At 61.6% G+C, this 24,275-nt stretch carries 24 protein-coding genes; 5 read left to right on the top strand and 19 right to left on the bottom strand.

Going from position 1 to position 24,275, the window contains the following annotated elements; translation table 11 throughout:
• Positions 1–1,027 (top strand): DNA translocase FtsK (locus tag VF436_RS11930; protein ID WP_330904252.1); only part of this gene is annotated, 1,027 nt, incomplete at its 5' end.
• A 21-nt stretch (positions 1,028–1,048) separates the two neighbouring features.
• On the opposite strand, the gene VF436_RS11925 is transcribed toward VF436_RS11930, so the two are convergent.
• The 8 genes from VF436_RS11925 to VF436_RS11890 all read right to left on the bottom strand — a co-directional run bounded on the left by VF436_RS11925 (position 1,049) and on the right by VF436_RS11890 (position 8,534).
• Positions 1,049–1,867, bottom strand: coding sequence for a nucleotidyltransferase domain-containing protein (locus tag VF436_RS11925; protein WP_330904251.1), 819 nt, complete (start codon positions 1,865–1,867; stop codon positions 1,049–1,051).
• Positions 1,864–2,964, bottom strand: a complete 1,101-nt coding sequence (locus tag VF436_RS11920) for a DNA polymerase beta superfamily protein (RefSeq protein ID WP_330904250.1) — start codon at positions 2,962–2,964, stop codon at positions 1,864–1,866. Before VF436_RS11920 ends, VF436_RS11925 begins: the two co-directional genes overlap by 4 nt.
• A gap of 159 nt (positions 2,965–3,123) precedes the next feature.
• On the bottom strand, positions 3,124–4,062 hold the full coding sequence (gene rbsB / locus VF436_RS11915; protein WP_330904249.1) for a ribose ABC transporter substrate-binding protein RbsB: 939 nt from the start codon (positions 4,060–4,062) through the stop codon (positions 3,124–3,126).
• Between the two features lie 27 nt (positions 4,063–4,089).
• Positions 4,090–5,058 (bottom strand): ABC transporter permease subunit, encoded by a 969-nt coding sequence (locus VF436_RS11910; RefSeq protein WP_330904248.1) that lies wholly within the window; start codon positions 5,056–5,058, stop codon positions 4,090–4,092.
• A gap of 124 nt (positions 5,059–5,182) precedes the next feature.
• Positions 5,183–6,664 carry a sugar ABC transporter ATP-binding protein gene (locus tag VF436_RS11905; protein WP_330904247.1) on the bottom strand — a complete coding sequence of 494 codons (1,482 nt, stop codon included), beginning with the start codon at positions 6,662–6,664 and terminating at the stop codon, positions 5,183–5,185.
• Between the two features lie 10 nt (positions 6,665–6,674).
• On the bottom strand, positions 6,675–7,073 hold the full coding sequence (gene rbsD, locus VF436_RS11900) for a D-ribose pyranase (protein ID WP_330904246.1): 399 nt from the start codon (positions 7,071–7,073) through the stop codon (positions 6,675–6,677).
• A complete protein-coding gene (locus tag VF436_RS11895) occupies positions 7,070–7,963 on the bottom strand; it encodes a ribokinase (RefSeq protein ID WP_330904245.1) in 894 nt (297 codons plus the stop codon). Before VF436_RS11895 ends, rbsD begins: the two co-directional genes overlap by 4 nt.
• Positions 7,964–8,135: 172 nt before the next feature.
• Complete coding sequence (locus VF436_RS11890; protein ID WP_330904244.1) at positions 8,136–8,534, bottom strand: hypothetical protein; 399 nt, start codon at positions 8,532–8,534, stop codon at positions 8,136–8,138.
• Positions 8,535–8,673: 139 nt separating this feature from the next.
• Between VF436_RS11890 and VF436_RS11885 the strand changes: the two genes are divergently transcribed.
• A complete protein-coding gene (locus tag VF436_RS11885; protein ID WP_330904243.1) occupies positions 8,674–9,372 on the top strand; it encodes a glutathione binding-like protein in 699 nt (232 codons plus the stop codon).
• Positions 9,373–9,547: 175 nt separating this feature from the next.
• Positions 9,548–11,764 (top strand): S9 family peptidase, encoded by a 2,217-nt coding sequence (locus tag VF436_RS11880; protein ID WP_330904242.1) that lies wholly within the window; start codon positions 9,548–9,550, stop codon positions 11,762–11,764.
• A 106-nt stretch (positions 11,765–11,870) separates the two neighbouring features.
• Here the strand turns inward: VF436_RS11880 and VF436_RS11875 are convergent, their stop codons facing one another.
• Together VF436_RS11875 and VF436_RS11870 are read right to left on the bottom strand one after the other, a co-directional pair.
• Positions 11,871–13,886 carry a hypothetical protein gene (locus VF436_RS11875; protein WP_330904241.1) on the bottom strand — a complete coding sequence of 672 codons (2,016 nt, stop codon included), beginning with the start codon at positions 13,884–13,886 and terminating at the stop codon, positions 11,871–11,873.
• Between the two features lie 331 nt (positions 13,887–14,217).
• A complete protein-coding gene (locus tag VF436_RS11870; protein WP_330904240.1) occupies positions 14,218–14,742 on the bottom strand; it encodes a hypothetical protein in 525 nt (174 codons plus the stop codon).
• Positions 14,743–15,082: 340 nt separating this feature from the next.
• Here VF436_RS11870 and VF436_RS11865 point away from each other — a divergent pair, with 340 nt between their 5' ends.
• Both VF436_RS11865 and VF436_RS11860 read left to right on the top strand, forming a co-directional pair.
• On the top strand, positions 15,083–15,814 hold the full coding sequence (locus tag VF436_RS11865) for a hypothetical protein (RefSeq protein ID WP_330904239.1): 732 nt from the start codon (positions 15,083–15,085) through the stop codon (positions 15,812–15,814).
• Between the two features lie 134 nt (positions 15,815–15,948).
• On the top strand, positions 15,949–16,524 hold the full coding sequence (locus VF436_RS11860) for a hypothetical protein (RefSeq protein ID WP_330904238.1): 576 nt from the start codon (positions 15,949–15,951) through the stop codon (positions 16,522–16,524).
• A gap of 163 nt (positions 16,525–16,687) precedes the next feature.
• Here VF436_RS11860 and VF436_RS11855 read toward each other — a convergent pair whose 3' ends face one another.
• From VF436_RS11855 to dapF, 9 genes are all read right to left on the bottom strand, one after another.
• Positions 16,688–17,146, bottom strand: a complete 459-nt coding sequence (locus VF436_RS11855; RefSeq protein ID WP_330904237.1) for a ubiquitin-conjugating enzyme E2 — start codon at positions 17,144–17,146, stop codon at positions 16,688–16,690.
• Positions 17,147–17,281: 135 nt separating this feature from the next.
• Positions 17,282–17,641 carry a S8 family serine peptidase gene (locus VF436_RS11850; protein WP_330904236.1) on the bottom strand — a complete coding sequence of 120 codons (360 nt, stop codon included), beginning with the start codon at positions 17,639–17,641 and terminating at the stop codon, positions 17,282–17,284.
• 26 nt (positions 17,642–17,667) lie between these two features.
• Complete coding sequence (locus VF436_RS11845) at positions 17,668–18,282, bottom strand: hypothetical protein (protein ID WP_330904235.1); 615 nt, start codon at positions 18,280–18,282, stop codon at positions 17,668–17,670.
• A 110-nt stretch (positions 18,283–18,392) separates the two neighbouring features.
• Positions 18,393–19,724, bottom strand: a complete 1,332-nt coding sequence (gene hslU, locus VF436_RS11840) for an ATP-dependent protease ATPase subunit HslU (RefSeq protein ID WP_330904234.1) — start codon at positions 19,722–19,724, stop codon at positions 18,393–18,395.
• A gap of 114 nt (positions 19,725–19,838) precedes the next feature.
• Positions 19,839–20,375, bottom strand: a complete 537-nt coding sequence (hslV, locus tag VF436_RS11835; protein ID WP_330904233.1) for an ATP-dependent protease subunit HslV — start codon at positions 20,373–20,375, stop codon at positions 19,839–19,841.
• 93 nt (positions 20,376–20,468) lie between these two features.
• Entirely contained in the window at positions 20,469–21,503 is a 1,035-nt protein-coding gene (locus VF436_RS11830; protein ID WP_330904232.1) for a sulfite exporter TauE/SafE family protein, read from the bottom strand.
• 123 nt (positions 21,504–21,626) lie between these two features.
• Positions 21,627–22,511 carry a tyrosine recombinase XerC gene (gene xerC / locus VF436_RS11825; protein ID WP_330904231.1) on the bottom strand — a complete coding sequence of 295 codons (885 nt, stop codon included), beginning with the start codon at positions 22,509–22,511 and terminating at the stop codon, positions 21,627–21,629.
• A gap of 7 nt (positions 22,512–22,518) precedes the next feature.
• Positions 22,519–23,202 (bottom strand): DUF484 family protein, encoded by a 684-nt coding sequence (locus VF436_RS11820; RefSeq protein WP_330904254.1) that lies wholly within the window; start codon positions 23,200–23,202, stop codon positions 22,519–22,521.
• 212 nt (positions 23,203–23,414) lie between these two features.
• The gene (gene dapF, locus VF436_RS11815) at positions 23,415–24,275 is read right to left on the bottom strand and encodes a diaminopimelate epimerase (protein ID WP_330904230.1); all 861 of its coding nucleotides are present in this window, start codon (positions 24,273–24,275) and stop codon (positions 23,415–23,417) included.

Below are 24,275 nucleotides of genomic sequence, written 5' to 3'. Positions count from 1 at the left end.
GCTGGTAGCTGGCACGACTGGCTCGGGCAAGTCGGTGGCGGTCAACGCGATGATCCTGTCGATGCTATACAAGGCCACGCCGGACGACGTGCGCATGATCATGATCGACCCGAAGATGCTTGAGCTTTCGGTCTACGAGGGCATTCCGCATCTGCTGGCGCCAGTGGTCACGGACATGAAGCTGGCGGCCAACGCGCTCAACTGGTGCGTGGCGGAGATGGAGAATCGCTACCGCCTGATGTCGGACCTGCGCGTGCGCAACCTCGCCGGGTTCAACCAGAAAGTGCGCGAGGCCCGCGCGGCGGGCCGGCCGCTGATGAATCCGTTTCCGGTACACCCGGAAATTCCCGAGACGCTCGATACGTTGCCGATGATCGTGGTGGTGATCGACGAGCTGGCCGACCTGATGATGGTGGCCGGCAAGAAGATCGAGGAACTGATCGCGCGCTTGGCGCAAAAGGCGCGCGCCGCGGGCATTCACCTGATCCTGGCCACCCAGCGACCCTCGGTGGATGTGATCACCGGCCTGATCAAGGCGAACATTCCGACCCGCGTGGCGTTCCAGGTGTCTTCGAAGATCGACTCACGCACCATCCTCGACCAGATGGGGGCCGAGAGCCTGCTCGGCCAGGGTGACATGTTGTTTCTGCCACCGGGTACGGGTTATCCCCAGCGTATTCATGGCGCTTTCGTCGCCGATGAGGAAGTGCACCGCGTGGTGGCATGGCTCAAGCAGTTTGGCGAGCCCGATTACAAGGACGAAATCCTGGCAGGGCCACCGAGCGAAGGTTCGGGCGAGCTGTTTTCCGAAGACAGCACCGATGCGGAGGCTGATCCGCTCTATGACGAAGCGGCGGCCTTTGTGCTGCGCACGCGTCGCGCTTCGATCTCGTTCGTGCAGCGCCAGTTTCGTATCGGCTACAACCGCGCGGCACGCCTGGTCGAGGCGATGGAAGCGGCAGGGCTGGTCTCACCGATGGGCATCAATGGCCAGCGCGACGTGATTGCACCCGCACCGGCCGAGTGAGCAGAAGCCAGGTTGATCATGTCATCGCGAGGCGATGTTCTCTCGCATCTCATGGCTGATCTGTGCTTCCGATCCATTGCCGACCCCGACCCATCGGCGCATGACTTGATCCAGTCGCTGGTGTGGCACTTCAGTCGGTTGCGCCAGGCTCGCACCCATCGCGGTATAACGGCCGGCCTCGCCCAGCATCCACTGCCTCAGCCAGGCCGGTACGGGTTCGAGATCGCCTTCGTTCGCCCGTGCCTTGCGTTGTTCGAGCTGGTTGATCCACTCGCGTTCTTCATCATGCACCCACGGTGCGGCAAGCAGCGAGGCAAAGCGGGTCGGCGGCTGCATGCGCGCATGCTCGATCCAGCGACAGCACAGGATAGGACGCAAGAAGTAGAACAGCTTCTTGATACGGACCTCGTCACCTTGCAGATGATCGCTGTACGTACCGCGCGCGATGCTCAGATAGTGGTACAGCGCACGCGCCGGCTGAAAGCAGGCCTCGTTGACCGACCGGATGTCCGCAGCGAAATGCACATTGGCGCGATACACGATGGGTGAATCGAACCATTCGTTGAATGCCAGGTTGCAGCGCGAGGACAGCCGCAACGCCTTGCGTAGTTCCCACCCGCTGACATCCAGGTCGCCAGGCAGCATGCGTTCGATCACATCGCGTTGCTCAAAGACGCTTAAGTACCAGTCGCGCGGATGGGCATAGACGAATCGCACGTCATAATCGCTGTCCGGCGATGCGAAGCCCCAGGCGCGACTGCCCGACTCGGCGGCATATAACACACGTACACCGAAATCGTGTTCGATCGTGGCGATGGCTTCCTGGATCGCTTCATTCATGATGATCGCGCCTCCCATTGCGCGGTCAGTTGTTGCAAAAGCTTGTTGGTCGCGACGGTGTCGATGCAGTCGGGTAGCTCACGGTACGCTGGCGATGTTTCACAACGAGCAGCGATCTGTTGTGCCATGTCGATAACCTGGTCATAGGCGAACTGACCTCGCCGGATTGCCATCAGCTGTTCAAGCGAATCGCCGGAAAAACGCACGATCGGCTCGCCGTGCAACAAGATCGATTCGCCTGATAGCAGCAGTCGCACGGTGTGCATCAGGTTCTTGGCGTCGTAATCGAGTTCGCCGGCTTCCTGCTGTCGCCAGCGCGATTCATTGCGTTCGCGCCGCCAGGTCCAGTAGTTGTGATGGTCGGTCATGGCCTGCTTCCACGCGCGCTCGTTGTAGAACAACAAGCCGGCGAAATGCGTGCTCTCGTGCTCCTGCGGAATCGATTCGCATACCAGCATGTCTTCGCGAAATACGCCGCGCGCCATGGCGCCATAGCGATATAGCCGATAGCCGTCGTGTGCGTGTTCCAGCCGCGAAGCATGAAACTGATCGAGCTGCCAGCCCAGTTGCCTGAGCGGTATCGGGCGAGAGGGCGGCGCATGTTCCGGCAGCATGCGATCGCGCGGCACGATGTAGCAATAATCTTCCTTGGCCGGCGGCCGCTCGGGCTGCGGTTGATTGATCCATTTATTTTGCCCACGTGCCTTCCTGATCTGGCTCATGGCATAACCCACGTGCGTATGCACGCATTGCCGCGAGATAAACAAGCGGCGATTATCGATCAGCGTAGCCATTTCCTCTGCGCAAAAGCGCACACAATCGGCTGGCATGAACAGCAATTCCAGGGTATTGGGATTGGCCTGGGAGAGGAGTTCGATCGTGCGACGAAGGCTGTAATACACGATGTCATTACGCGCGTCGGCGATTTGGGCCACGGGCGCTTGCAGGGCCACATAGGCGCTGGCGGGAAACACGAATATCCCGCGGATGTCGAGGTCACTTTCCGCGGTGGCGGTGCCATAGGCGTGGCTGCCGCCGACGCATTCGAACAGCAACGCAGGCGTCTGGTGCGCCAGCAGGCTGTCGAGGCTTGGCATGGGACATCCTGGCCGGCGATCCGGCGCGTCGAAGGTCCGCCATTAGGCCATGGCCGGTTGGCTTTGTCTGCGCGCCGGGCGGGATCGGCCCTTTCCCGCCCAGAATGAGAGGGGCACCGGAGCCCCTCTCAAGGTAGCCAGAGCACCTGCCCTGGCTGTTTACTTCGTGATCAACTTCAACGGTACGGCCACGTTCTTGTCCACGCTCTGACCGCCCAGCAGCTTCTGGGCAGCTTCCACGCCGAGGCGGCCGATCTGCTCCGGCTGCTGTGCCACGGTTGCGGCAAGCTTGCCGTCCTTGACGGCCTTGATGCCGTCAGGCGTGCCATCGAACGAGACCACCACGATGTTGCTGTGCTTGCCGATATCCAGGGCGCGCAGGGCGCCCAGCGCCATTTCATCGTTCTGCGCGAATATGGCGTTGGCATCGGCGTGGGCCTGGAGCAGGTTCTCTGTCACCGTCAGTCCCTGGGCGCGGTCAAAATTGGCCGGCTGGCTGGCGATGATGTTCAGGCCGTCCTTCTGTGCCTCATCATCGAAGCCCTTGCCGCGATCGCGAGCAGCCGAGGTGCCGGGTACACCTTGCAGTTCGATGACCTTGCCCTTGCCGTTGAGCTGCTGGGCCAGGAATTTTGCCGCCATGGCGCCGCCGGCGATGTTGTCCGAGGCGATGTGCGAGGCCACCTGTGCACCGTCGACGGCGCGATCGAGCGTCACCACGGGGATGTGCGCGTTGTTGGCCGATTGCACCGCGCCGGCCAGTGCCGACGAATCGGTAGGGTTGAGCAGGATCACGCCAACCTTCTTCTGGATCAGGTCCTCGACGCCGGAAATCTGCCTGGCCGGGTCATCCTGGGCATCGACCACCACCAGTTGGAGGCCGGCGGCCGTGGCGGCCTTCTGCGCGCCGTCCTTGAGTTCGACGAAGAACGGATTGTTCTGAGTGGAGATCGCCAGACCGATCGTCTTGTTGCCGCTGCCGGCGCTGGCCGCCGATCCGCTACTGGCGGGTGTGGAGGACTCGCCCGGCCCTTGCTGGCTGCAAGAGGCGGCGAAGATGGCCAAGGTGGCGGCGGCCATGAGCCTGAGTTTGCGCATGATGATTGCTCCTGTGCGACGAGGGGATTACTTGCGACGATCGATCAGCACCGCGACCAGGATGACCGCGCCCTTGACCACCTGCTGGTAGAACGACGATACGCCCAGCAGGTTCAAGCCGTTGTTGAGAAAGCCGATCAGCAGCACGCCCACGAGGGTGCCGAACAGCCAGCCCCGCCCACCGGAGAGGCTCGTACCGCCCAGCACGACGGCCGCGATGGCATCCAGCTCGTAGCCCACACCGGCGGTGGCCTGTGCCGAGTACAGGCGCGACGTCAACACGATGCCGGCGAATGCGGAGAGCAGCCCGGACAGGCCATACACGCCAAGCTTGATGAGGTTCACCCGCACGCCGGACAGCCGCGCGGCCTCTTCGTTGCCACCCAGGGCAAAGACATGACGACCGAATACCGTGCCGCGCAGCAGGAAGGCGCAGACGGCGAATGTCACGAACATCCAGACCACCGGAATCGGTATCAGGTGCGCGACGTAGCCATCGCCCAGCAGGGCGAACCCGGTGTTGGAGACGCCGATGGGGCGACCATCCTGGAAGGCCAGCGTGAGGCCGCGCACCAGGGTCATCATTCCCAGCGTGGCGATAAAGGGTGCCACCCGGCCCCACGACACCAGGATGCCGTTGACCACACCCAGCGCCATGCCGGTGCCGAGACCGGCGATGATCGCCAGCCCCATGCCATGCCCTGCTGCCATGACACCGGCGGTCACGGCGCCAGCGAAGGCAAGCAGAGCACCGACGGACAAGTCGATGCCGCCGGTAAGAATCACGAAGGTCATGCCAAAGGCGATCAACGCATTGACCGACACCTGGCGCAAGACGGTGAGCAGGTTGCCGGTGGTTAGGAAATCCGGGCTGAGGATGCTCAGTGCCACGAACAACAACAGCAGCCCGATCACCGATCCCAGGCGTTGCACCAGCGTCAGCGCGCGATCAAGGCTCAGTCGCGATCGGGAAGGAGGAAGGGAAGCTTCGGTCATGGGGACGGTCCGACGTTTTATAAGGGCAAGAGTTAAGAGCTAGGAGTGAGAAGCTAGGGGCGAGTGGCTCATGGCGAGCGTGCGCTTGCTACTCGTTCCTGGCAGATTCGGCATGGCGCGCGCATCAATGCCCGCCTGTGGCCGCATGCATCACCTGCTCCTGCGTGGCGCTGGCGGCGTCCAGCAGTGCGGTGGCCCTGCCTTCATGCATGACCAGGATGCGGTCGCTCATCGCCAGCACTTCGGGAAGTTCGGACGACACCATCACGATCGCCACGCCCTGTGCCGCCAGGCGGTTGATGATCTGGTAGATCTCGGCCTTGCCGCCGATGTCCACGCCGCGCGTGGGCTCGTCCAGCAACAGCACGCGCGGTTGCAGCGCCAGCCATTTGGCGAGCACCACTTTCTGCTGGTTGCCGCCGGACAAGGCGCGTACATCCAGTTCCATGTCACGCGTGCGGATATGCAGCTGCTCGATCAACTGGCGCGATTGCATGCGCTCGCGACGGCGGTCGATCAGGCCAAACCTGGAGGGCACGCGCGCAAGGCTGATGTTCTCGCGCAGGCTCAGATCGAGCACCAGACCTTGTCCCTTGCGATCCTCGGTGACGAAGCCCATGCCCGCGCCGATGGCCTGGGCCGGTGCATGCAGGTGCAAGGGCTTGCCGTCGAGCAGGATCCGCCCGGCTTTGGGCTTGCTCAGGCCGAACAGCAGGCGCGCCAGTTCGGTGCGGCCTGCGCCCATCAGGCCAGCCACGCCCAGCACTTCGCCGGCACGAACATCGAAACGTATGTCGCGCACATACGCATCGGTCAGGCCCTCGACGGACAGGCGCACGTCACCAGGCTGGACTTCGCGCGTGGGAAAACGCGCTTCCAGCGCGCGGCCCACCATCATGCGCACGACTTCGTCCAGGTCCAGGCCGGCCACGTCGCGCACGCCGACGAACTGTCCGTCACGCAACACCGAAAGCCGGTCGCACAGGGCAAAGATCTCTTCCATGCGATGGGATACATAGACAATGCCCGTGCCGTTTTCGCGCAATTGGCGAATCAGCGTGAACAGCGTCGCCGTCTCGCGTTCGGTCAAGGCAGCGGTGGGTTCGTCCATGATCAGTATGCGTGCATCCAGTGCCAGCGCCTTGGCAATCTCCACCATCTGCTGTTGCCCAACGGACAGGCTGTCCACACGTGCATCGGGTGAAAGTGCCTGCATGCCCACGCGCGCGAGCCATGCGCGTGCGCGTGTGCGCATGGCGCCTTGGCGCAACACACCCAAGCAACGCAGCTCGCGACCCAGGAAAAGATTCTCCGCCACGGTGAGGCTGGGAATCAGGTTCAATTCCTGATGGATGATTGCAATGCCAAGCTTTTCGGCATCCGTCGGCGAGCCTAGCGTGACCGGCTTGCCATCGACGCGGATGTCACCGGCATCCGAGCGGTGTTGTCCGGTGAGGATCTTCATCAGGGTGGACTTGCCTGCGCCGTTCTCGCCCATCAACGCGTGTACTTCGCCCGCGCGCAGTTCGAAATCGACGCCCCTTAGCACCTGCACCGGGCCAAAGGCCTTGTGGATGCCGTGCATGCTGACCAGGGTGGGGTTCATGAGCTGGTTTCTAAAAGGTCACGCCCGCGTGCAGGATGACGTTGGCGTATGGCGAGGTTTCGCCTGTTCGTATGACTGCGCGTGCGCTGGCACACGCGCGCTTGAAGTCGTCGTGGGCAAGTTCATCCACGACGATGCCATCGGTGCGCAGATGGCCGACCAGTTCCACCATGGCTTTGTTGCGCGCATGGATCTCGCGCGCCACGGTGACGCGCTCCACCGCAAGCTCGCGGTAGATCGCATCGAATACATCGTTGAACCGAGGCAGGCCGGCCACGACGGCCAGGTCGACGCAGGGCACGCCAGACGGCACCGGCAGGCCGACATCGGCAATCACCAGCGTATCGGTGTGTCCCATGGCGGCGACCAGCCGATTGAGCTCGGCATGCAGCAGGCCCTTGCGTCTCATGCCTGGTGTTCCAGGAATGCATCCAGTTCAGCCATGCCCGGCATGCCGCCGCGCGCACCGAGCCGGGTCACCGACAACGCGCCGGCAGCGCATGCCTTGCGTACGGCGGTGGCCAGGTCTTGCTGGAGGAATACCGCCAGCGCGGCATTGAAGGTATCGCCCGCGCCTGTGCTGTCGATCACGTCCACCCTGAAGCCGGCCTGCTCATGCAGCTCGTCACCGTCGCGGAACCAGGCGCCTTCAGCGCCACGGGTCATCACCACCGGGCAAGGCGCATGTTGCATCATCTGGCGAGGATCTTCGTGGGCATCGGCACCCAGCAGGATCGATAATTCGTGTTGATTGGGCGTGACGAAGCGCGCCAGCTTCAACCATTCGACCGGCAGTGACTGTGCCGGCGCCGGATTGAGGATCACCGGCGTGCCCAGCCGATGACCCAGGCGCAGCGTGGCTTCCACCGTCTCCAGCGGCGACTCCAGTTGCACCAGCACCACGTCGGCCTGGCGAATGGCATCGGCGGCCTTCTCCACATGGGCCGGCGTCAGTCTTGCATTGGCTGCCGGCACGATCACGATCTGGTTTTCGCCGCCGGCAACGGTGATCGAGGCCGTGCCGCTGCCACAATCGTCAATGCGATGCAGGTGATCGAGCACGATGCCCTCGCGCGCGAGCCCGTCATGCAGTTGCGGTCCGAATGCATCGTCGCCAACGGCGCCCACCATCATGACCTGCGCGCCCAATCGGGCCGCCGCCACCGCCTGATTGGCACCCTTGCCGCCTTGCAGCGTGACGAAGCGCTCCCCGAGCAGGGTCTCGCCAGGCCCGGCGAAGCGCGCAGCCAGGGTGACCAGATCCATATTGATGCTGCCAACCACCACAACGCGTGTCATGTCGACCCTTTGGACTCGATGAGCCGCGCAGGATACGCCATCTGGAGCGGCCTGGCCGCGAAGGGCGGGAGATTTCGTAGGAGTTTTATGGGGTTAGGGGTGGTGGTGAGGGCAATGGCTCGTGCTCTTGCCCTTCACACCGCACGTTTCACAGGCGATAACGCCCCTGGCCTCACTGCTTGGTCCGCTGCTCCATCCGCTCCTGGCGCTTCTCACGGATATCGTTCCAGCGCTGTTTCTGCGTGTCGTTCAACATGCCGCTGATCTGGTCCTGGGTGCTCTCCATCAGCGCCTTGATCTTCGCGCGCTTGTCGGGACCTTTGAGACTGGAATCGTTGCGGATCGACTGGCCCTGCTGGTAGCGGCTTTGCAACAAGGCGCCGATCTTGCCTTGCTGGTCCGGCGTCAGTTGCAGGGCCTTGGTCAGCCGTTGCAACTGTTGCTGCGGGTCCATGTGCTGTCCCTTGCCTTTGGACATGCTGCTGGATGTGGCGGGCTGGTCCTGCGCCACGACCGGCAGGGAGGCCATACCGAGTGCGAGGATAAGCGAGGCGAACATGAAGCGTTTCATGGGGCGTCCTTGGGCTTGGGTTTGCCCCCTCCAACGCAAGCCTGGGGGCTGGCGTTGACGTTCCTGCGCTTGAATACTTGGCCTCAGCCCCGAGAATCGGAGTTCTGCCCGGTTTTTGGGCACCTGCGAAGGATTTCCCATGATCGAACTGCATTACTGGCCCACGCCCAACGGGCACAAGATCACCATGTTCCTGGAAGAGACTGGCCTGCGTTATGCCATCAAGCCGATCAACATCGGCAAGGGCGAACAGTTCGAGCCGGCCTTCCTGGCCATCTCGCCCAACAATCGCATGCCGGCGATCGTCGATACCGAGCCGGCCGACGGCCAAGGGCCGCTGAGCGTGTTCGAGTCCGGTGCGATCCTGGAATACCTGGCCACCAAGACGGGGCAGTTCCTGCCGGTGGACACGCGATCGCGCTTTGCGGTGCTCGAATGGGTGTACTGGCAGGTCGGCGGGCTCGGCCCGATGCTGGGCCAAAACCATCACTTCAATCGCTATGCGCCCGAGAAGATTCCCTATGCCATCGATCGCTACGTCAACGAGACGCGCCGCCTGTACGGCGTGTTGAACAAACGGCTGGATGGTCGCGCATTCGTGGCTGGCGACGACTACACCATCGCCGACATGGCGGCCTATCCGTGGATCGTGCCGCACGAGGCCCAGGGCATGGACATGGCGGACTTCCCCCACTTGAAGCGCTGGTTCGATGCCATCGCCGAACGTCCGGCCACGCAACGTGCCTATGCGCTTGGCGAGCCCATCCGCGCGGGTTTCGACCTGACCAAGGATGAGGAAGCGCGCAAGGTACTGTTCGGCCAGGGCGCGAAAAGCTGATCGATAGGGCCACTCTGAGGTGGGGTGCGGCCACATTGCGGGTTTCGATCCGCCGGACAGGATGAATGGGGCGCTCCGTGAAGCGCCCTATACCGCACGATAACTGGCATTGCGCTAGACAACCGGTTTTAATCGCCGACGCGTTAGACGTTGGCGCTTTACCCGGGATGTATGCATGCGCGCTTTTTGGTTCTTGGCCTTGATGACGGTGGCTGTTCCTGCCATGGCAGAAAAATTGACGATCGAACGGATTTTCGACGGTGGCAGCCTGGCGGGCCCTGCGCCACGTGGCTTGCAAATCTCGCCTGATGGCACGCGCGTGACGTTCCTGCGTGCACGCCCCGATGACCAGAACCAGCTCGATCTGTGGGAATACCGCCTCAAGGACAACAGCACCCGCTTGTTGGTCGATTCGCGCAAGCTCGAACCCCAGGGCGAACACCTGTCCGATGCGGAGAAGGCGCGCCGTGAACGTGCGCGCACGGCCGGCCTGCACGGCATTCTCAGCTATCAGTGGTCACCCGACGGCAAGCAGTTGTTGTTCCCCATCGGCGGCAAGCTGTACCTGTATGACCTGGCCGATGCCAAGGCATCGCCGCGTGCCCTCGATACCGGAGGCGACGTGATCGATCCGCGTATCTCGCCCAAGGGTCACTACCTGTCCTACGTGCGTGACCAGAATCTGTGGGTGATCGATCTTGCCGACGGCAGTGCCCATCAGCTCACCCACGATGGTGGTGGCACGGTGCATAACGGCGAAGCGGAATTCGTCGCGCAGGAAGAAATGCAGCGCAGCGAAGGCTACTGGTGGGCACCGGACGACAGCCTGATCGCTTTCGAGCGCTACGACGAGTCGCATGTGCCCACGGTCAAGCGTACCGAGGTTTACGCCGATCGCACCGATGTGATCGAGCAGCACTATCCGGCTGCCGGTGATGCCAACGTAACCGTGAAACTGGGCCTGGTCGCGCCCGGCGGCGGCCAGGCGCACTGGGTGGACATGGGCAGCGATGCGGATATCTACCTTACTCGCGTGAAGTGGCTACCCGATGGCAAACACCTGAGCTACCAGTGGATGCCGCGCAGCCAGCAAAAACTGGAGCTGCGCCTGGTCGATGCCAAATCGCTCGCGCAACGCACTTTGCTTACCGAGACCAGCGACACCTGGATCAACCTCAATGACGACCTGACCTTCCTCAAGGACGGCAAGAGTTTCCTGTGGGGCAGCGAGCGCAGCGGGTTTCATCACCTTTACCTGTATGGCCTGGACGGCAAGCTCAAGCATCCGGTCAGCCAGGGCGATTGGCAGATCGACGGTGTGCTGGCGGTCGATGAAAAAGCCGGCAAGGTCTACGTCAGCTCCAATCGCGACTTCGTGCCGGATCGCCAGGTCTACGAGCTCAAGCTCGATGGCAGCACCGCCAGCGCTCCGGTTCGGGTGAGCCAGGGCAGCGGCACGCACATGGCCGAATTCGCGCATGACGCATCGTTCTATCTGGACACGTATTCGAATGCGCAGACACCGCCGCAGGTCAGCGTGCACAAAAGCGATGGCAGCCTGGTGAGCTGGATCGAACACAATCCGCTCGACGAAAAGCACCCTTTCTGGCCGTATCGCGACAGCCTGATCACGCCCGAATTCGGCACCCTCAAGAGCGCCGATGGACAGACGCTCTATTATCGCCTTTACAAGCCGGCCGGTTTCGATCCATCGAAGAAATACCCGGTCTTCAACTACTACTACGGTGGCCCGCACGCACAACTGGTGACCGATGCATGGGGCGACTATTTCGATCAGTACATGGCCAACCAGGGCTTCGTGGTCTTCACGTTGGACAACCGCGGCATGGCGCGTCGTGGTCGCAAGTTCGAAGATGCCATCTACCAGCAACTGGGCAACGCCGAGGTGGAAGATCAGTTGGCCGGCATCCACTGGCTCAAGTCGCAGCCGTGGGTGGATGGTCAGCGCGTGGGTGTGTTTGGCTGGAGCTACGGTGGCTACATGACCACGATGATGCTCAGCAAGGCCTCCAATGAACTGGCCGGTGGGGTGGCTGTGGCGCCGGTGACCGACTGGCGCCTGTATGACACCTTCTATACCGAGCGTTACCTGGGGCGCCCGCAGGACAACGACGCCGGCTACACCCGCAGTTCACCCTTCGCCTGGCTCGACGGCATGACGTCCAGGCTGTATCTGGTGCATGGCATGGCGGACGATAACGTGCTCTTTGTCAATTCGACCAAGCTCATGGCCGAATTGCAGAAGCGCGGCACGCAATTCCAGTTCATGGCCTATCCGGGCGCCAAGCACGGCTTGAACCTGCCGGGTCAACGTACGCATGTGTACCACCTGATCGAGAATTTCTTTCAGACGCAGGTCAAGGGAAAATAGCCGTCATCCAGGCTTGATACGGCGCGCATGCCATCCCGGTGCAGACCGGGATGGCCCAAACGCCCTGGCTTCCGTGTCTGTTAGCCCTGTCCGCGCAACTTTGGCTTCAGGGCAGCAGATGTCCGAAGATCTTCTGCTTCAAGTTGTCGCTTATCGAGCCGCCCAAGGTATCCAGGTTCAACGGCCCGCCGGTACGCATATTGAACCGCCGCTCTGCCGGCGGTTGATCCAGTGGGATCTCCTCCAGGGTCACCACTTTCAACTGGGGCGCGTTTCCATCTATGTGCACGGTTTGGTGCGATATGCCGGTGACCTTGAATCGATGCCCAGGTCGGTAAACCGACTCGCCCATGTTTGGGTCACCAAAGGGACTGATCGCCCGGGCTTGCATGGGCTTGGGCAGCACGAAAACGACGGATGTGTCATCGGGTCGATAGTGCTCACCCAGGCCTTCGAGTCTTCCCACATAGTTCCTGACGCGATGAGGCACTTCGGTGAACCGCATGAATTCCGGGTTGATCAACTCGTCGCCTGGCTGGATCGAGCCATGGGACAGATGCTCGCTCAGGCTGGCGATGCCTACCGAGCCGCCGTATAGCGGCACGCCTTGATTGACGGGTAGCAGGCCCAGCGTATCGTACAAATCGGCGACATCCGGTTCAGATGCTTCGCTCTGTGGATCGGCAGAGTATTCATCGCGTAACAGCTCGTTGTGCCAACGATCGGGATCCATGCTGAAAAGCTCGATGCTGGGTGCTCCCTGGTTGTGCACAAGCTCATCGGATGCCGTACTTGCGGCATCGTCGCCAGGGTTGTCGGGATAGACGTCCGCATCTAGATATCCCATTTGTTGATACAAAGCATCCTGGCGGGCAAGCGCGGCCTGTGAAAAATGATCCATCGCCGCCATGCCGTCGCTGCCGCTGCTGAATACCCTGGACCAATCGTCGGACGTCGTTGGCATGGGCGCGACCGGGTCGCGATCACCGCCCTTGAGTCTGGGCGGCTTATAGGGATTCCACTGGTTGTTCACATTTTTCTTGAACATCAGGCCAGTGGCGCTGTCTCCAGCGGAGTTCAGTAGATAAGCCGTATCTGGATATACCGTGCTTTGCCTTACCTGAAACGCGTGATCGTTGTAGATGATGTATTGCTTGTCATCGAAGTGATAAAGGCCGTTGGCGTCGCGTATGGCTGCTGTCGTGATTGAGGTCGTCGAAGACGATTTTGAGGGCTTTTGCGGCACGGTTTTGGAAAGTTCGGGTGCCGTGCTGGCGCTCTCGTTTAACGGCGCGCCAGGCCGAGACAAGCCAAGCACCTCCACGTAGCCGGCCAGCTCTTGTCTGGACAAGGGCTCATGCTTCAACAGGCTGGCCGTCATCGCCGAAATTGCGCGTATCTGGCCGTAAACAGGAATAAAACCCTGCGCAGTGCGCCCAGCGCTATCGGCCCTTGCAGCAAACGCCTGTTCGGACAAGCCAAGCGCTTGTCCAATCCGGTTGTCATACTTGTGATTCAAGTCAATGAGTAGCGCACCAAGAGGATTGTCCGCATAGCGTTCGAGGCCATGAGCGGTGGCCGGGTCGAAGCCGAGTACGGTGGCGACGTCTCCTATTCCGTAAAAGGGGTCCTGCAGATGCTTGATGACTTCATCAAATAGTGCGCGTGGCGTAAACGCTTCATCGTGGCTGGACGCGGATGCTGCAATCTGCCTCGCAAAGGTTTTCACATCGAGCACTTCAACGGGTATTTTTGCGTAACGCTTCTCGGCGGTATGGAAAATAAATTGCTTTTTGTTGCCGCCGATCAAATTGCCGTAGCTGTCAAAGCCGAAGAGGATCGGCTGGCCCCCGGTTAGAAGAGCGTGGTAAATGATCTGATCGCCGGACACCGCATGTACGGTGACACCGGACAGGCCTGGGATCGCAGGTAACGTCATCGAAGTCTTGACGGCGGGCGCGGCGTTCGACGGCCTGGCGACGGAGGCATGTTTTTTCTGGAAATGGTCTTCGGATGAGCGCGCCGAAATAACGGTAGCGTCTGTCCGTTGTTCCATGGGTAACGAACCAATCCCTGAAGCTGATACTGCCATGGCTTGTGAAACCGTATCGGATACCTTCATGAGTTATCTCCGGTTGAAAACCAATCAACACAGGAGAGCTTAGGCAAGCCCAGGCTGTTACAGGTGCTATAGAGATATGCTTACATGGGGTATCTTGAAAACCTCAGCTATCCGTCGCCCTGGATCATCTCCCACGGTGCCCTTGAGCTGCCCCTGCGCACGGATTTTGGTGGGCGGCCGCAGCCGCTGGATCCTGGCCTGGGCCGGGACAACCCATTCGATGATCGGTTATTCGAGATTATCCGGGGACAGGTTTTTTGTATCGCTTGATGGATTGCTTGCATTCCAGGCCGATCCGGCCGGCGCATGGCCCGCGAGCAGGCGGATGCGCTCAGTGGGCGTCGGCTTGGGGCGGCTGTCCCAGGGCCTGGCGGACATCCGTCCAGATGCGATCGATCTTTTTCTGTCTGCGATGTTTTACCGAACAACGCGGAATGACGTAGTACCTGCCATTGGCCTGCAAGGTCAGATCTTCATTGCCACTGGGCGGTGCCGGGCACGGCGGATTGTCGCCAAGCTTGGCAAATGCCTTGTCCTTGCGCAGCATCGTATAAAGCGCGTCGTAATCGTCGGTGCTGAGCTGGCTGCTGCTGCTCTTGTCACCGTCGCTGGAAGCGGCGTGTACGGTCTTCTTGCCGGTGGTATCGATATCCACCGAATACTTCCACCACTTCAACTGCGAGATCGAAGGACTCGTTCGCGCATATTTGATGCTGAAGTCGTTGGGACGCTGGCTATGCCGGCTGAACAGGCTGCACCCTGAAAGCGCAATCACAACGGCGGTCACCATCGCGATCTGGACCACGGGCCGACCCGACGAAGATGACCACGACACATGGAATGTTGCGTGCGACATGCTTGCGTGCTCCGGGAAGCGTCTCGGCTGAGGGCTCGCATCATAGCAACCTGACCGATCAGGTTTTCGCCGGGATGGGAGAAGGGAGGCGCAGGTTCGCAGGTATGTCGTGAACTGCCATACGGGCTTGCCGTTGTCCTTGCATGGACGTTTAGCCCTGTTTCCGGTCTTTGTGCCCCCCCACCCGTCTGCTATCCCCGATCTGGCTGTCCCCCGTTCGTCCCGGTCGCGCGTTAGGACCGGTCATCGTTGTGCAACCACTTACACGCCTCCGGGCCGGGGGCTGACGCGTGCGCCTGGGGGGCTTATGCTGTTACGACAACTATCCAGAGGACGGTCCATGACCAAGATGGGGAAATTGGCGTTGTGCTCGACGGTGCTGCTGGCCTGCTCGGGCAGCGCCTGGGCGCAAGACTGGTCGCCTTATTGGGCGATCGGAGCGCAGGGGTTTCATGCGGGCGACAGTGCGCAGCATGATTCGGTCTACACCATCAAGGCACCCGATGCCCAGTCGTCGCTGCGCGACGGCGAAGGCAAGCTCGAACTACTCGTGCACGACAAACCTGTCGCCAATCTCAGCGATTATGCCGGCGCGCTCAACTTGATCGAGGCCTCATGGTCGAGCGATTCGCAAGCCGTGTTCGTCAATACGTCCGATGGCGGTGACGGTGGCACATGGACCACGCACGTCTTCGTGCTGGAGAACGGCGCCGCGCGCGAGATACCCGTGGCAACGGCGGTGAGTTCGGCGACCAAGATCAAATCCGACTGCATCCACAACCTGGGCTCATCGGCCTGGTTGGAAGGCCACAGCCAGCTGCTGGTGATCGAACAGGTCCCGGCGGGTGGCTGCGGCAGTGGCGGCGCGACTGCCGGTTACGTGCTGGACGTGGCGGGCAACAAGGTGACCCGCACGTTGAGCGCCAAGGAGCTCAAGAGCGACTACGCCAAATACGTGGGTGCTTCGCCGATCGCCAATATGAGCACCGTGGCGGAGAAACCCGCGCCGAAGAAAGGCAAGGCAAAGCCCAAGGCCAAGGGTGAGGACAAGGAAAAATCGTCCGACGCCTGAGCACAGGCAGTCCACAGGTCCGGGCACGCCGCATCCCTGGGGATGCGGCATGTCGGCACCGTACATGGCTTGGATCATGCCCTCGTCACATCATTGCGTTCGACACGTGTTGATTCGCTCCGCTTGAGGCAAGCATGTTTTTTGTCTTCACCGTGCACCGCGACAAGATCGCCCTGCCCTTCATGACGCCGCGGAACATGTGTTGCAACTGCGGCACGCCAGATGGCCTGACGCTGGTCGAGACATTATTCAAGCGAACGCGTTTCATGCTTGTCGCCGGCACCGAGACCACCTTTGGCTTATGGCTGCCTTATTGCAAGCGTTGCCACGCCACGGCCAAACGTTATGCCCACGGCTGGTTCAATCGCCTGTTGATGGCTGCGCTGATGGGGAGCATGTTTTTCCTGATCGCCACGGTAGTGGGGATAGACCCCACCATGCTGCATGGCGTGCCGTTACCCAACGCGGCCGCGGCGTTGGGATTGGTCGTGGTCGAGGGCTTTTTCATGCTGCGCCGGATCAGGCCTCCGCAGACCTGTGTGACGCAACCGGTATGGATGCATAGTGTCAGGCTGGGGGCGGGCGGCAAGCTGTCGAGCATGACGCTGGCGTTTTCCAACATCGCCTACGCCGATGCCTTTACCGCGGGCAATCTCCATCACCTGGGCTCGGGATTGTTACGTATCGTCAGGCCGCAGCCGGGCCATTGAAGATGATCGAGAAGCCCCACCTCGGCGGCGTTATTTCCGGAGCCCTGGCTGGCGAACCCTCGGCCGCAGTCGCGTGCCTGTCGCTCCCCATCAGAGCCCTGTCATTCAGGGGCAGGCCTGCGTCGGGGCGACGGACAGGTCTTCCATATCCCCCGATACCAGATCACTTGGCGTAGCGCGCTACCTCTTCGCGCACCTGCTTGGCATAGGCCGCCGGGTTAGTCCTGTAAAGCTCGGCCTGTTCGCGTTGTGCCGGTTGGGCGCTATCCGGGTTGGGATCGCAGAGCAGGCTGCTGATCGACAGCATGAGCTTGCTCACGGTCAAGGCAGGGGACCAGTTGGCGCCCAGGATGTCCAGGTCGATGCTGCCGTCTTCGGCCACATTCAGATGATGGATGCGGGTGAGAAAGCGCACCTGCGGTGGCGCGAACGGATAGTTGTCCGGGAAGCGAATCGACAGGAAGAACACCCCACCTTCGTAGAAAGAACCCGAAGGGCCCATCAAGCTGGCTTGCCAATGTTTCATATCGTCACCGACCGGGCCGGCCGAAACATGGGGCGGGGGATCCTTGACCATATCGGTCAATTCTTTCTGGATGCGTTTAAGCGATGCGTCGGTCATGACTCCAGGGCCCGTGCTGTGACTGGATAACGTCTTCTTTCTATCGGTCGTTCGCGCCGATCATTGAATCGAAAACTTGCAAGTCCACGGGCAACGCTACGGCCAGCGTCCAGTCTGGGCTCAAGGCCCGGCAGGTTAGTGTTCGAGCGTTGGCCCGCGCAGCGGCGACACGGTCTTGAGCCCATCCAACTCGACGTGGGTCACGCCAGGTTGTGCCCTGAGCGTGGCCATGGATTGGTTGACATCGGCATTGGGCGGCAAGGTGATAACGGCACTGTCACCCGAGCCGGTTGGACGAATGAAAATGCTGCCGACCTTGGCATTGGCCGCCTTGGCGGCGGCCGAATCCGGACCGTCCTGATAGGTGACGATCAGGCGCTTGGCGTTGGGAGCGGCATCGGCTGGCATTCGGTCAGACCTCCATTGGGCATGGGCCTGGCTGGCGCCGAACATTAAGGCGGCCAGCGATACCCACGTCAACATCCGATAGCGCATGTCGCCTCCTCGCTGGGTGTTATGGCTTATTCGTTGGCCAGGCCCAGGCCGGGGCCCTGCTCAAGGGGCGGTGGTGTACCGGCCACCGCCAGCAGGGATTGCGCATAGCCATCTTCGATACTGACCGTGGACACCTCGTCCCACGAGAAGAACGAGGCTTCACGCAGCCACTCCGCGTCGGGGCTGATTTCCTGCATATTGAAACCGTCTTCCTCGACACTGACCAGCTTGCCGATGTAGCAGACTTCGGCCTCTTCCTCGCTGTCCACGTGCACACCGATCACCGCTGCCTGACGGGCTGCCGCTTCAATCACTTCGCGAATGTTGTCCAGCGGGAACTGCTCGGGCAAGGTCGGTGCCAGTGACTTAAGCGCCAACGCCTTCTCCATGAAGATACTGTGCTTGTCCGGTGCTTCCAGTTCGGTGACGTCGCGGTGGCGCATGATGTAGATACCGTCATAGGTGATGGTGTCACCCACCACCCACAACAGGAAGAACTCGCGGCCGACACCGCCTACGTAACCGCAGAAGCTGCCGTGTTCCAGCTCTTCGCGCCAAAGCCTGACCAACTGGCGGTTTTCCTGGGCCTCGCGCAACTGGGCGCGCTGCCCGGTGGTCTTCAATTCGATGATCTTGCCCATGGGCGGCATTTTATCAGAGGGGGTCAGCCGGCTTGTTAGGGCTGGCTAAAGGCTTGCCAAATGGGCCTACATAAGCTTACAAAACAAAGACTTGCTTTGTTGTCGCAGGCTCAGAGGATATAACGGCTCAAATCTTCGTCCTTGACCAGGGTGCCCAGATTCTTATCCACATATTCGGCGTCGATCACATAATTTTCGCCGGATTTGTCTGCCGCTTCGTAGGAGATCTTTTCCAGCAGGCGCTCCATCACGGTATGCAGGCGGCGCGCGCCGATGTTCTCGGTACGTTCGTTGACGTGGAAAGCGACCTCGGCCAGCCGGTCTACGCCGCTATCGGAAAATTCCAGGCTTACACCTTCGGTACCAAGCAGGGCCACGTATTGCTTGGTCAAGGCGCTTTGCGGCTCGCGCAGGATCCGTTTGAAATCGTCCACCGACAGCGCCGACAGTTCCACGCGGATCGGAAGGCGACCCTGCAGCTCGGGGATCAGGTCGGAGGGCTTGGCCAGGGAAAACGCGCCCGACGCGATGAACAGCACATGGTCGGTCTTGATCGGGCCATATTTGGTGGACACCGTGGATCCTTCCACCAGAGGCAACAGGTCACGCTGCACGCCTTCACGGCTGACGCCGGCACCGCCCCATTCCGAGCGCTGGGCAATCTTGTCGATCTCGTCGATGAACACGATGCCGTTCTGTTCGGCTGAACTGACCGCTTGTGCGCGGATCTCTTCATCGTTGAGCAGCTTGCCCGCTTCCTCGTCGATCAGCAGTGGGCGGGCCGCCTTGATGGCAAGCTTGCGGCTCTGTGTACGGTTACCGCCCATGTTCTGAAACATCTGGCGCAGTTGCTGACCCATCTCCTCCATGCCCGGCGGCGAGACGATGTCCACGCCCACGTTCATGGCGAAATCCAGCTCGATCTCGCGATCGTCCAGCGCGCCTTCGCGCAGCTGCTTGCGTAGCTTCTGGCGGGTGTCATTGTCACCGGCCGGCGCTGGATCGTGGCTCCAATCCGTGGCCTGGCGTCGCGGCAGCAGCGCATCGAGGATACGGTCCTCGGCGCGATCTTCTGCCTGGGTACGCACGCGCTTCATGGCCTGCTCGCGTGTGAGCTTGTAGGCCACGTCCACGAGGTCGCGCACGATGGACTCCACGTCCTTGCCCACGTAGCCCACCTCGGTGAACTTGGTCGCCTCCACCTTGACGAACGGCGCATTGGCCAGGGTGGCCAGGCGTCGGGCAATCTCGGTCTTGCCCACGCCGGTCGGCCCGATCATCAGGATGTTCTTGGGCGTCACCTCATCGCGCAAACTCGGTTCCAGTTGCATGCGGCGCCAGCGATTGCGCAGCGCGATCGCGACGGCGCGCTTGGCCTCGTGCTGGCCGATGATGTAGCGGTCAAGTTCGTTGACGATTTCGCGAGGAGTGAGTTCGGACATGGCGTGTATTCTACGGGCGAGGGTTGAGTAGCGAGGGCGCAGGAATGAATGCCTGGGTGAGACGGCGAAGGCGAAAGGCTCGGGCTTGACGCCCCGCTACTCGCCTTTCGTTCCTCACAACTCTTCGATAGTCGTGTTGTGGTTGGTGTAGATGCAGATGTCGCCGGCGATCTTCAATGCTTTCTCCACCACCTCGCGGGCGTCGAGGTCGGTGTTTTCCATCAAAGCCAGCGCGGCCGATTGCGCGAAGGGACCGCCCGAACCAATGGCAATCAGGCCATGCTCGGGTTCGAGTACGTCGCCATTGCCGGAAATCAGCAGCGAAGCATCCTTGTCGGCGACCGCCAGCATGGCTTCGAGCCGGCCCAGGCGGCGATCGGTACGCCATTCCTTGGCCAGCTCCACGGCCGCGCGCGTCAGGTTGGCGCTGTGCTTGGCCAGCTTCTCCTCGAACAGCTCGAACAGCGTGAACGCATCGGCCGTTGCGCCGGCAAAGCCCGCCAGCACATCACCGTTTTTACCCAGGCGCCGGATCTTGCGCGCATTGGCCTTCATCACAGTATTGCCCAACGTGACCTGCCCATCGCCACCAATGACGACACGGCCGTTGCGGCGGACGGAAACGATGGTAGTGGCGTGGAAGGATTCCATGGGTGACGCTCCGAAGACTTGAACCGATCATGTGGGGGTGGCTGCCAGCGGTTCAATGGTTTTGGTGGTCAGGCCCGTGAGCTGGATACGGGCTCAAAACTTGTGCTTGGTGAGTTGGCCATCGCGATAGATGTAGATTTCGTAGGAGCGCTTGTTGAAGGTGCGCACCTCTTCGACCACGATCTGGTCGGCACCTTCCATCCAGGCAAACGTCATCGCCTTGCGGTCATCAGGCAGGCTGCTCCAGGGGATTACCTGCTCGAATTCGAAACCCTTCCTGTACTTGAACTCAAGCGTCATCCGCGCCTCTTGCCAAAACAGTTGGCTCTCGAAGCCTTGCCGAGTCCCGTTTATTTGCAAGGCGATGCGGTGGCGATCGGCCAGGGCAGCACCGGCGTTGCCACACATCAAGACACCCGATAACACCATAGCGGCATAGCCGACACGCTTGAACAGCGATTCACTCAGATGCGGCAACGCCTTTCGTGCCAGCCAAGTAGCGAATAGAGCCGCCAGGCCTACGCTGCTGCCGATCGCCCAGACTTCAGGCGTAAGAAGGCCGAACAGGCCGTACAGCGTCAACTTGATCAGATGCAGGATGATCTCATTGGCGGCACGGGTGGCGATCACCTGTTCCTTACTTAATCCATATCGCAGATAAAAGCGATTGAAGATCATGCCGACCGCCCCTGTCAGCCCAGAAACAAAGCCCGCCGCACCGCCGACCAGCGCCAGCGACCAGCGCGGCAGCGCTGATCTAGTCGGTGCGGTCAATGCCGCCTTGGGGCGCAACAGCATTGGCAGATTGGCCAACAGGAATAATCCGAGCGCGGCCTCGAGGTAGGCCGGCTCCACATAGCTGAGCAACCAGGCACCCAGCCAGACGCAGGGAATGGCGGCAGGGACGAACCAGCGGACGACTGGCCAATGAACATGGCCGAAGAACAACCAGATGCGCGAGGCAGAACTGACCGTGCTGCCGATCGACAGCGCGGCGGGCACCTGCGACGCAGGCAATGCCAGACGCAGTATCGGCAACAGCACCAAGCCCGCGCCACCGCCGCTCATGGCGCTGATGGTGAAAGCGATGACACTGGATACGAATAACAACAAAAGCCAAAGAGCCATCGGCGCTATCCCTGCACTACGGCGGTAAAAAACGGGCCGATCGTATCGGCTTGGGCATTAACTGCGCCAAACCTGGCCCATCACGACAAGCAGAGAAAATTTCACGGGCCTGACGTGTTGGCGTTACCGCTTCTTCGCTCGCGGATGAGCCGCGTCATACACCTTCGCCAGATGCTGAAAATCCAGATGTGTATAGATCTGGGTCGTGGCGATATCCGCGTGGCCGAGCAACTCCTGGACCGCGCGCAAATCGCCGGAGGACTCGAGCATGTGGCTGGCGAAGGTGTGGCGCAGTAGGTGCGGGTGCACATGTCTGGCCGATCCGCCGGCAAGCGCCAGATGCTTGAGTCTTGCCTGTACGGTACGGGGGCTGATGGGAGCACCGCCGCGACCTCGAAAGATCGGCGTTTCGGGCCGGTTGCCTTCGGCGCTCGCCAAGTCACGCAGCGCGGCGATGGCGTGGCGACCGACCGGCACGATGCGTGTCTTGCTGCCCTTGCCCAGCACGCGCACTTCGCCGTCATCGAAATTGAGGTCGATCCAACGCAGGCCGACCAGTTCGGACAGGCGCAGCCCCGAGGAATAGAACAGTTCGAGCATGGCACGATCGCGCACCGCGAGGGTGCCCCCGACGTCGGTCTCCACCAGCGCGGTGGCTTCATCCACATCCAGCACTTGTGGCAACTTGCGGTGTACCTTGGGGCCGCGTACGCCCGCGGCTGGGTCGTGGTCGATGACGCCTTCGCGATTGAGCTGGCCAAACAAGCTGCGACAAGAAGAGAGCAGGCGTTGCAGGCTCTTGGGCGACAGGCCGCCACGGTGCTCGGCGGCGATGAAGCTGCGCATGCGGTTGCTGTCCAGCCGTGCGAAGTCTTCGACCTGCTGTGTTTCCATGTAACGCAGCAGTTTGCCTAGATCGCGCCGATAGCCATCGACGGTATGCGATGAGGCCTTGCGTTCGCCAGCCAGGCGGCCGAGCCACGCTTCGACGTGTTGCGCAGGCGTCATGGCCGGCTCAGACGCCTTCCTGTGTACGCACCAACGCCGCGGTGACGGTGGCGGCTATCATGCGCAGGAACACCGTGCCCATGCCGGGCTGGAAATGATCAGGGTCCTTGCTACCGATCGCCAACAGGCCCAGTTCGCCCAGCGGAATTACGGCAGCCGAACGTACGTCAGCGGCCTGCTGGCCGAACAGGCGTTGCAGGCGGTCTTGCGTAAGCCGGCCGGCAATCGGGGCATGATGCGCCAGGAAATCGGCGAATTCGGGTAAAGCCCTGCGGCCGCCCGGCTCATGCACCAGCCAGTCGGCGGGCGGCAATTCGATGTCGCCGTATAGCAGCAGGCGCACCTGGTCGGCCTGGAAGTCCTCGCCGAGCCGGGTGACCACGCTGCGTGCGGCCACCGCGGGTGTCCGCGAACGCAACACAGCAATGTTGAGTTCGTGCACGCGCTGCATCAGCTTCTCGTTTTCCGCGGCAACGTCGATCAGCTCAGCGAGCTTGCGTTCCAGGCCGGCGTTCTTCTCGCGCAAGGCCTGCAACTGGTAGGTGGCCAGCGAGGCGACCTGGCCTTTCTCGTGCGGCAGTTGCAACTGGGCGGCCAGGTCTGGATAGGCAGCGAGAAAGTCCGGGTGTTGCTGTAGATAAGCCGCCACGTCACTGGCTTGCAGCGTATCCACGAGTGCCGTATCGGTCATGCGCTGGATGTCCTCACATTCCTTGGCGGCCGTCACCGCATGCCCGGGAGTGTGCGACGAGTCGCTGTAACAACTCAAGGGCGTAAACCGGGATTTGAGCAGCCGAGTCAGACCGGTGGCTTTCGGCGTGATGGTTGTGGAGTCAGTTGAGAGGCGTGAGAAGTGAGAGAAAAGCTGGCTATAGCAACCGTGTTCTCACCCTTGGGCCTATGTCAGTCGCACAGGTCCGAGTCGAGCCATTCACCTTCGAACACAAAGGCGGCCGGGCCAGTCATCCACAAGGTGCTGCCCGGGCCGGCCCAGTCGATATGCAGGCTGCCGCCGGGGAGATCCACGCGTACGCTGTCATCGACTTCGCCGCGCTCATGCATGACCGCCATCGCCGCACACGCGCCGGTGCCGCAAGCCAGGGTCCAGCCCGCGCCGCGTTCGTGCACGCGTAGCGCCAGGTGGTCGCGCGCAAGCCGTTGCACGAAGCCGGCGTTGACGCCGTCGATGAAGCGCGGGTGCGTCGTGATGGCGGGTCCTTGTACATCCAGCGCGGGGTCTTGCAGGTTGTCGACCTCAAGCACCGCGTGCGGGTTGCCCATCGATACCACGCCGATTGGCAGCAGCGTGCCGGCCACCGGACCACCGGGCTCGCCGACCGTGAGCGCCAGGGGCGCGTCGCCCTCCAAGCGCGATGCGGCAGGATCGAAATCGGGCTCACCCATGTCCACCGCGATGCGGTCGGCAGCCAGCAGCTTGACCGTCACGGGACCAGAGGGGCTTTCCAGGCGGGTGGTTTCACCCATCGGCAGCAGGCCGGCGCGATAGAGCCATGCCGCCACGCAACGAACGCCATTGCCACATTGCCGGGCCAGCGAACCGTCGGTGTTCCAGATGCCGTAATAAAACGCGCAAGACCGATCGCGCGCCGGTTCCACGGTCAGCAACTGGTCGAAGCCCACGCCGCGACGGCGATCGCCGATGGCCTGCACGCGTGCGGTCTCCAACGTGAAGCCGGGTTCACGACCATCGATCACGACGAAGTCGTTGCCGATGCCGTGCATCTTGGAAAAACGCAGGCTCAC

Source organism: Dyella sp., from assembly GCF_036384435.1.
Taxonomy (GTDB): Bacteria; Pseudomonadota; Gammaproteobacteria; order Xanthomonadales; family Rhodanobacteraceae; genus GSA-30.
This window is presented reverse-complemented; position numbering and strand designations above follow the sequence as displayed.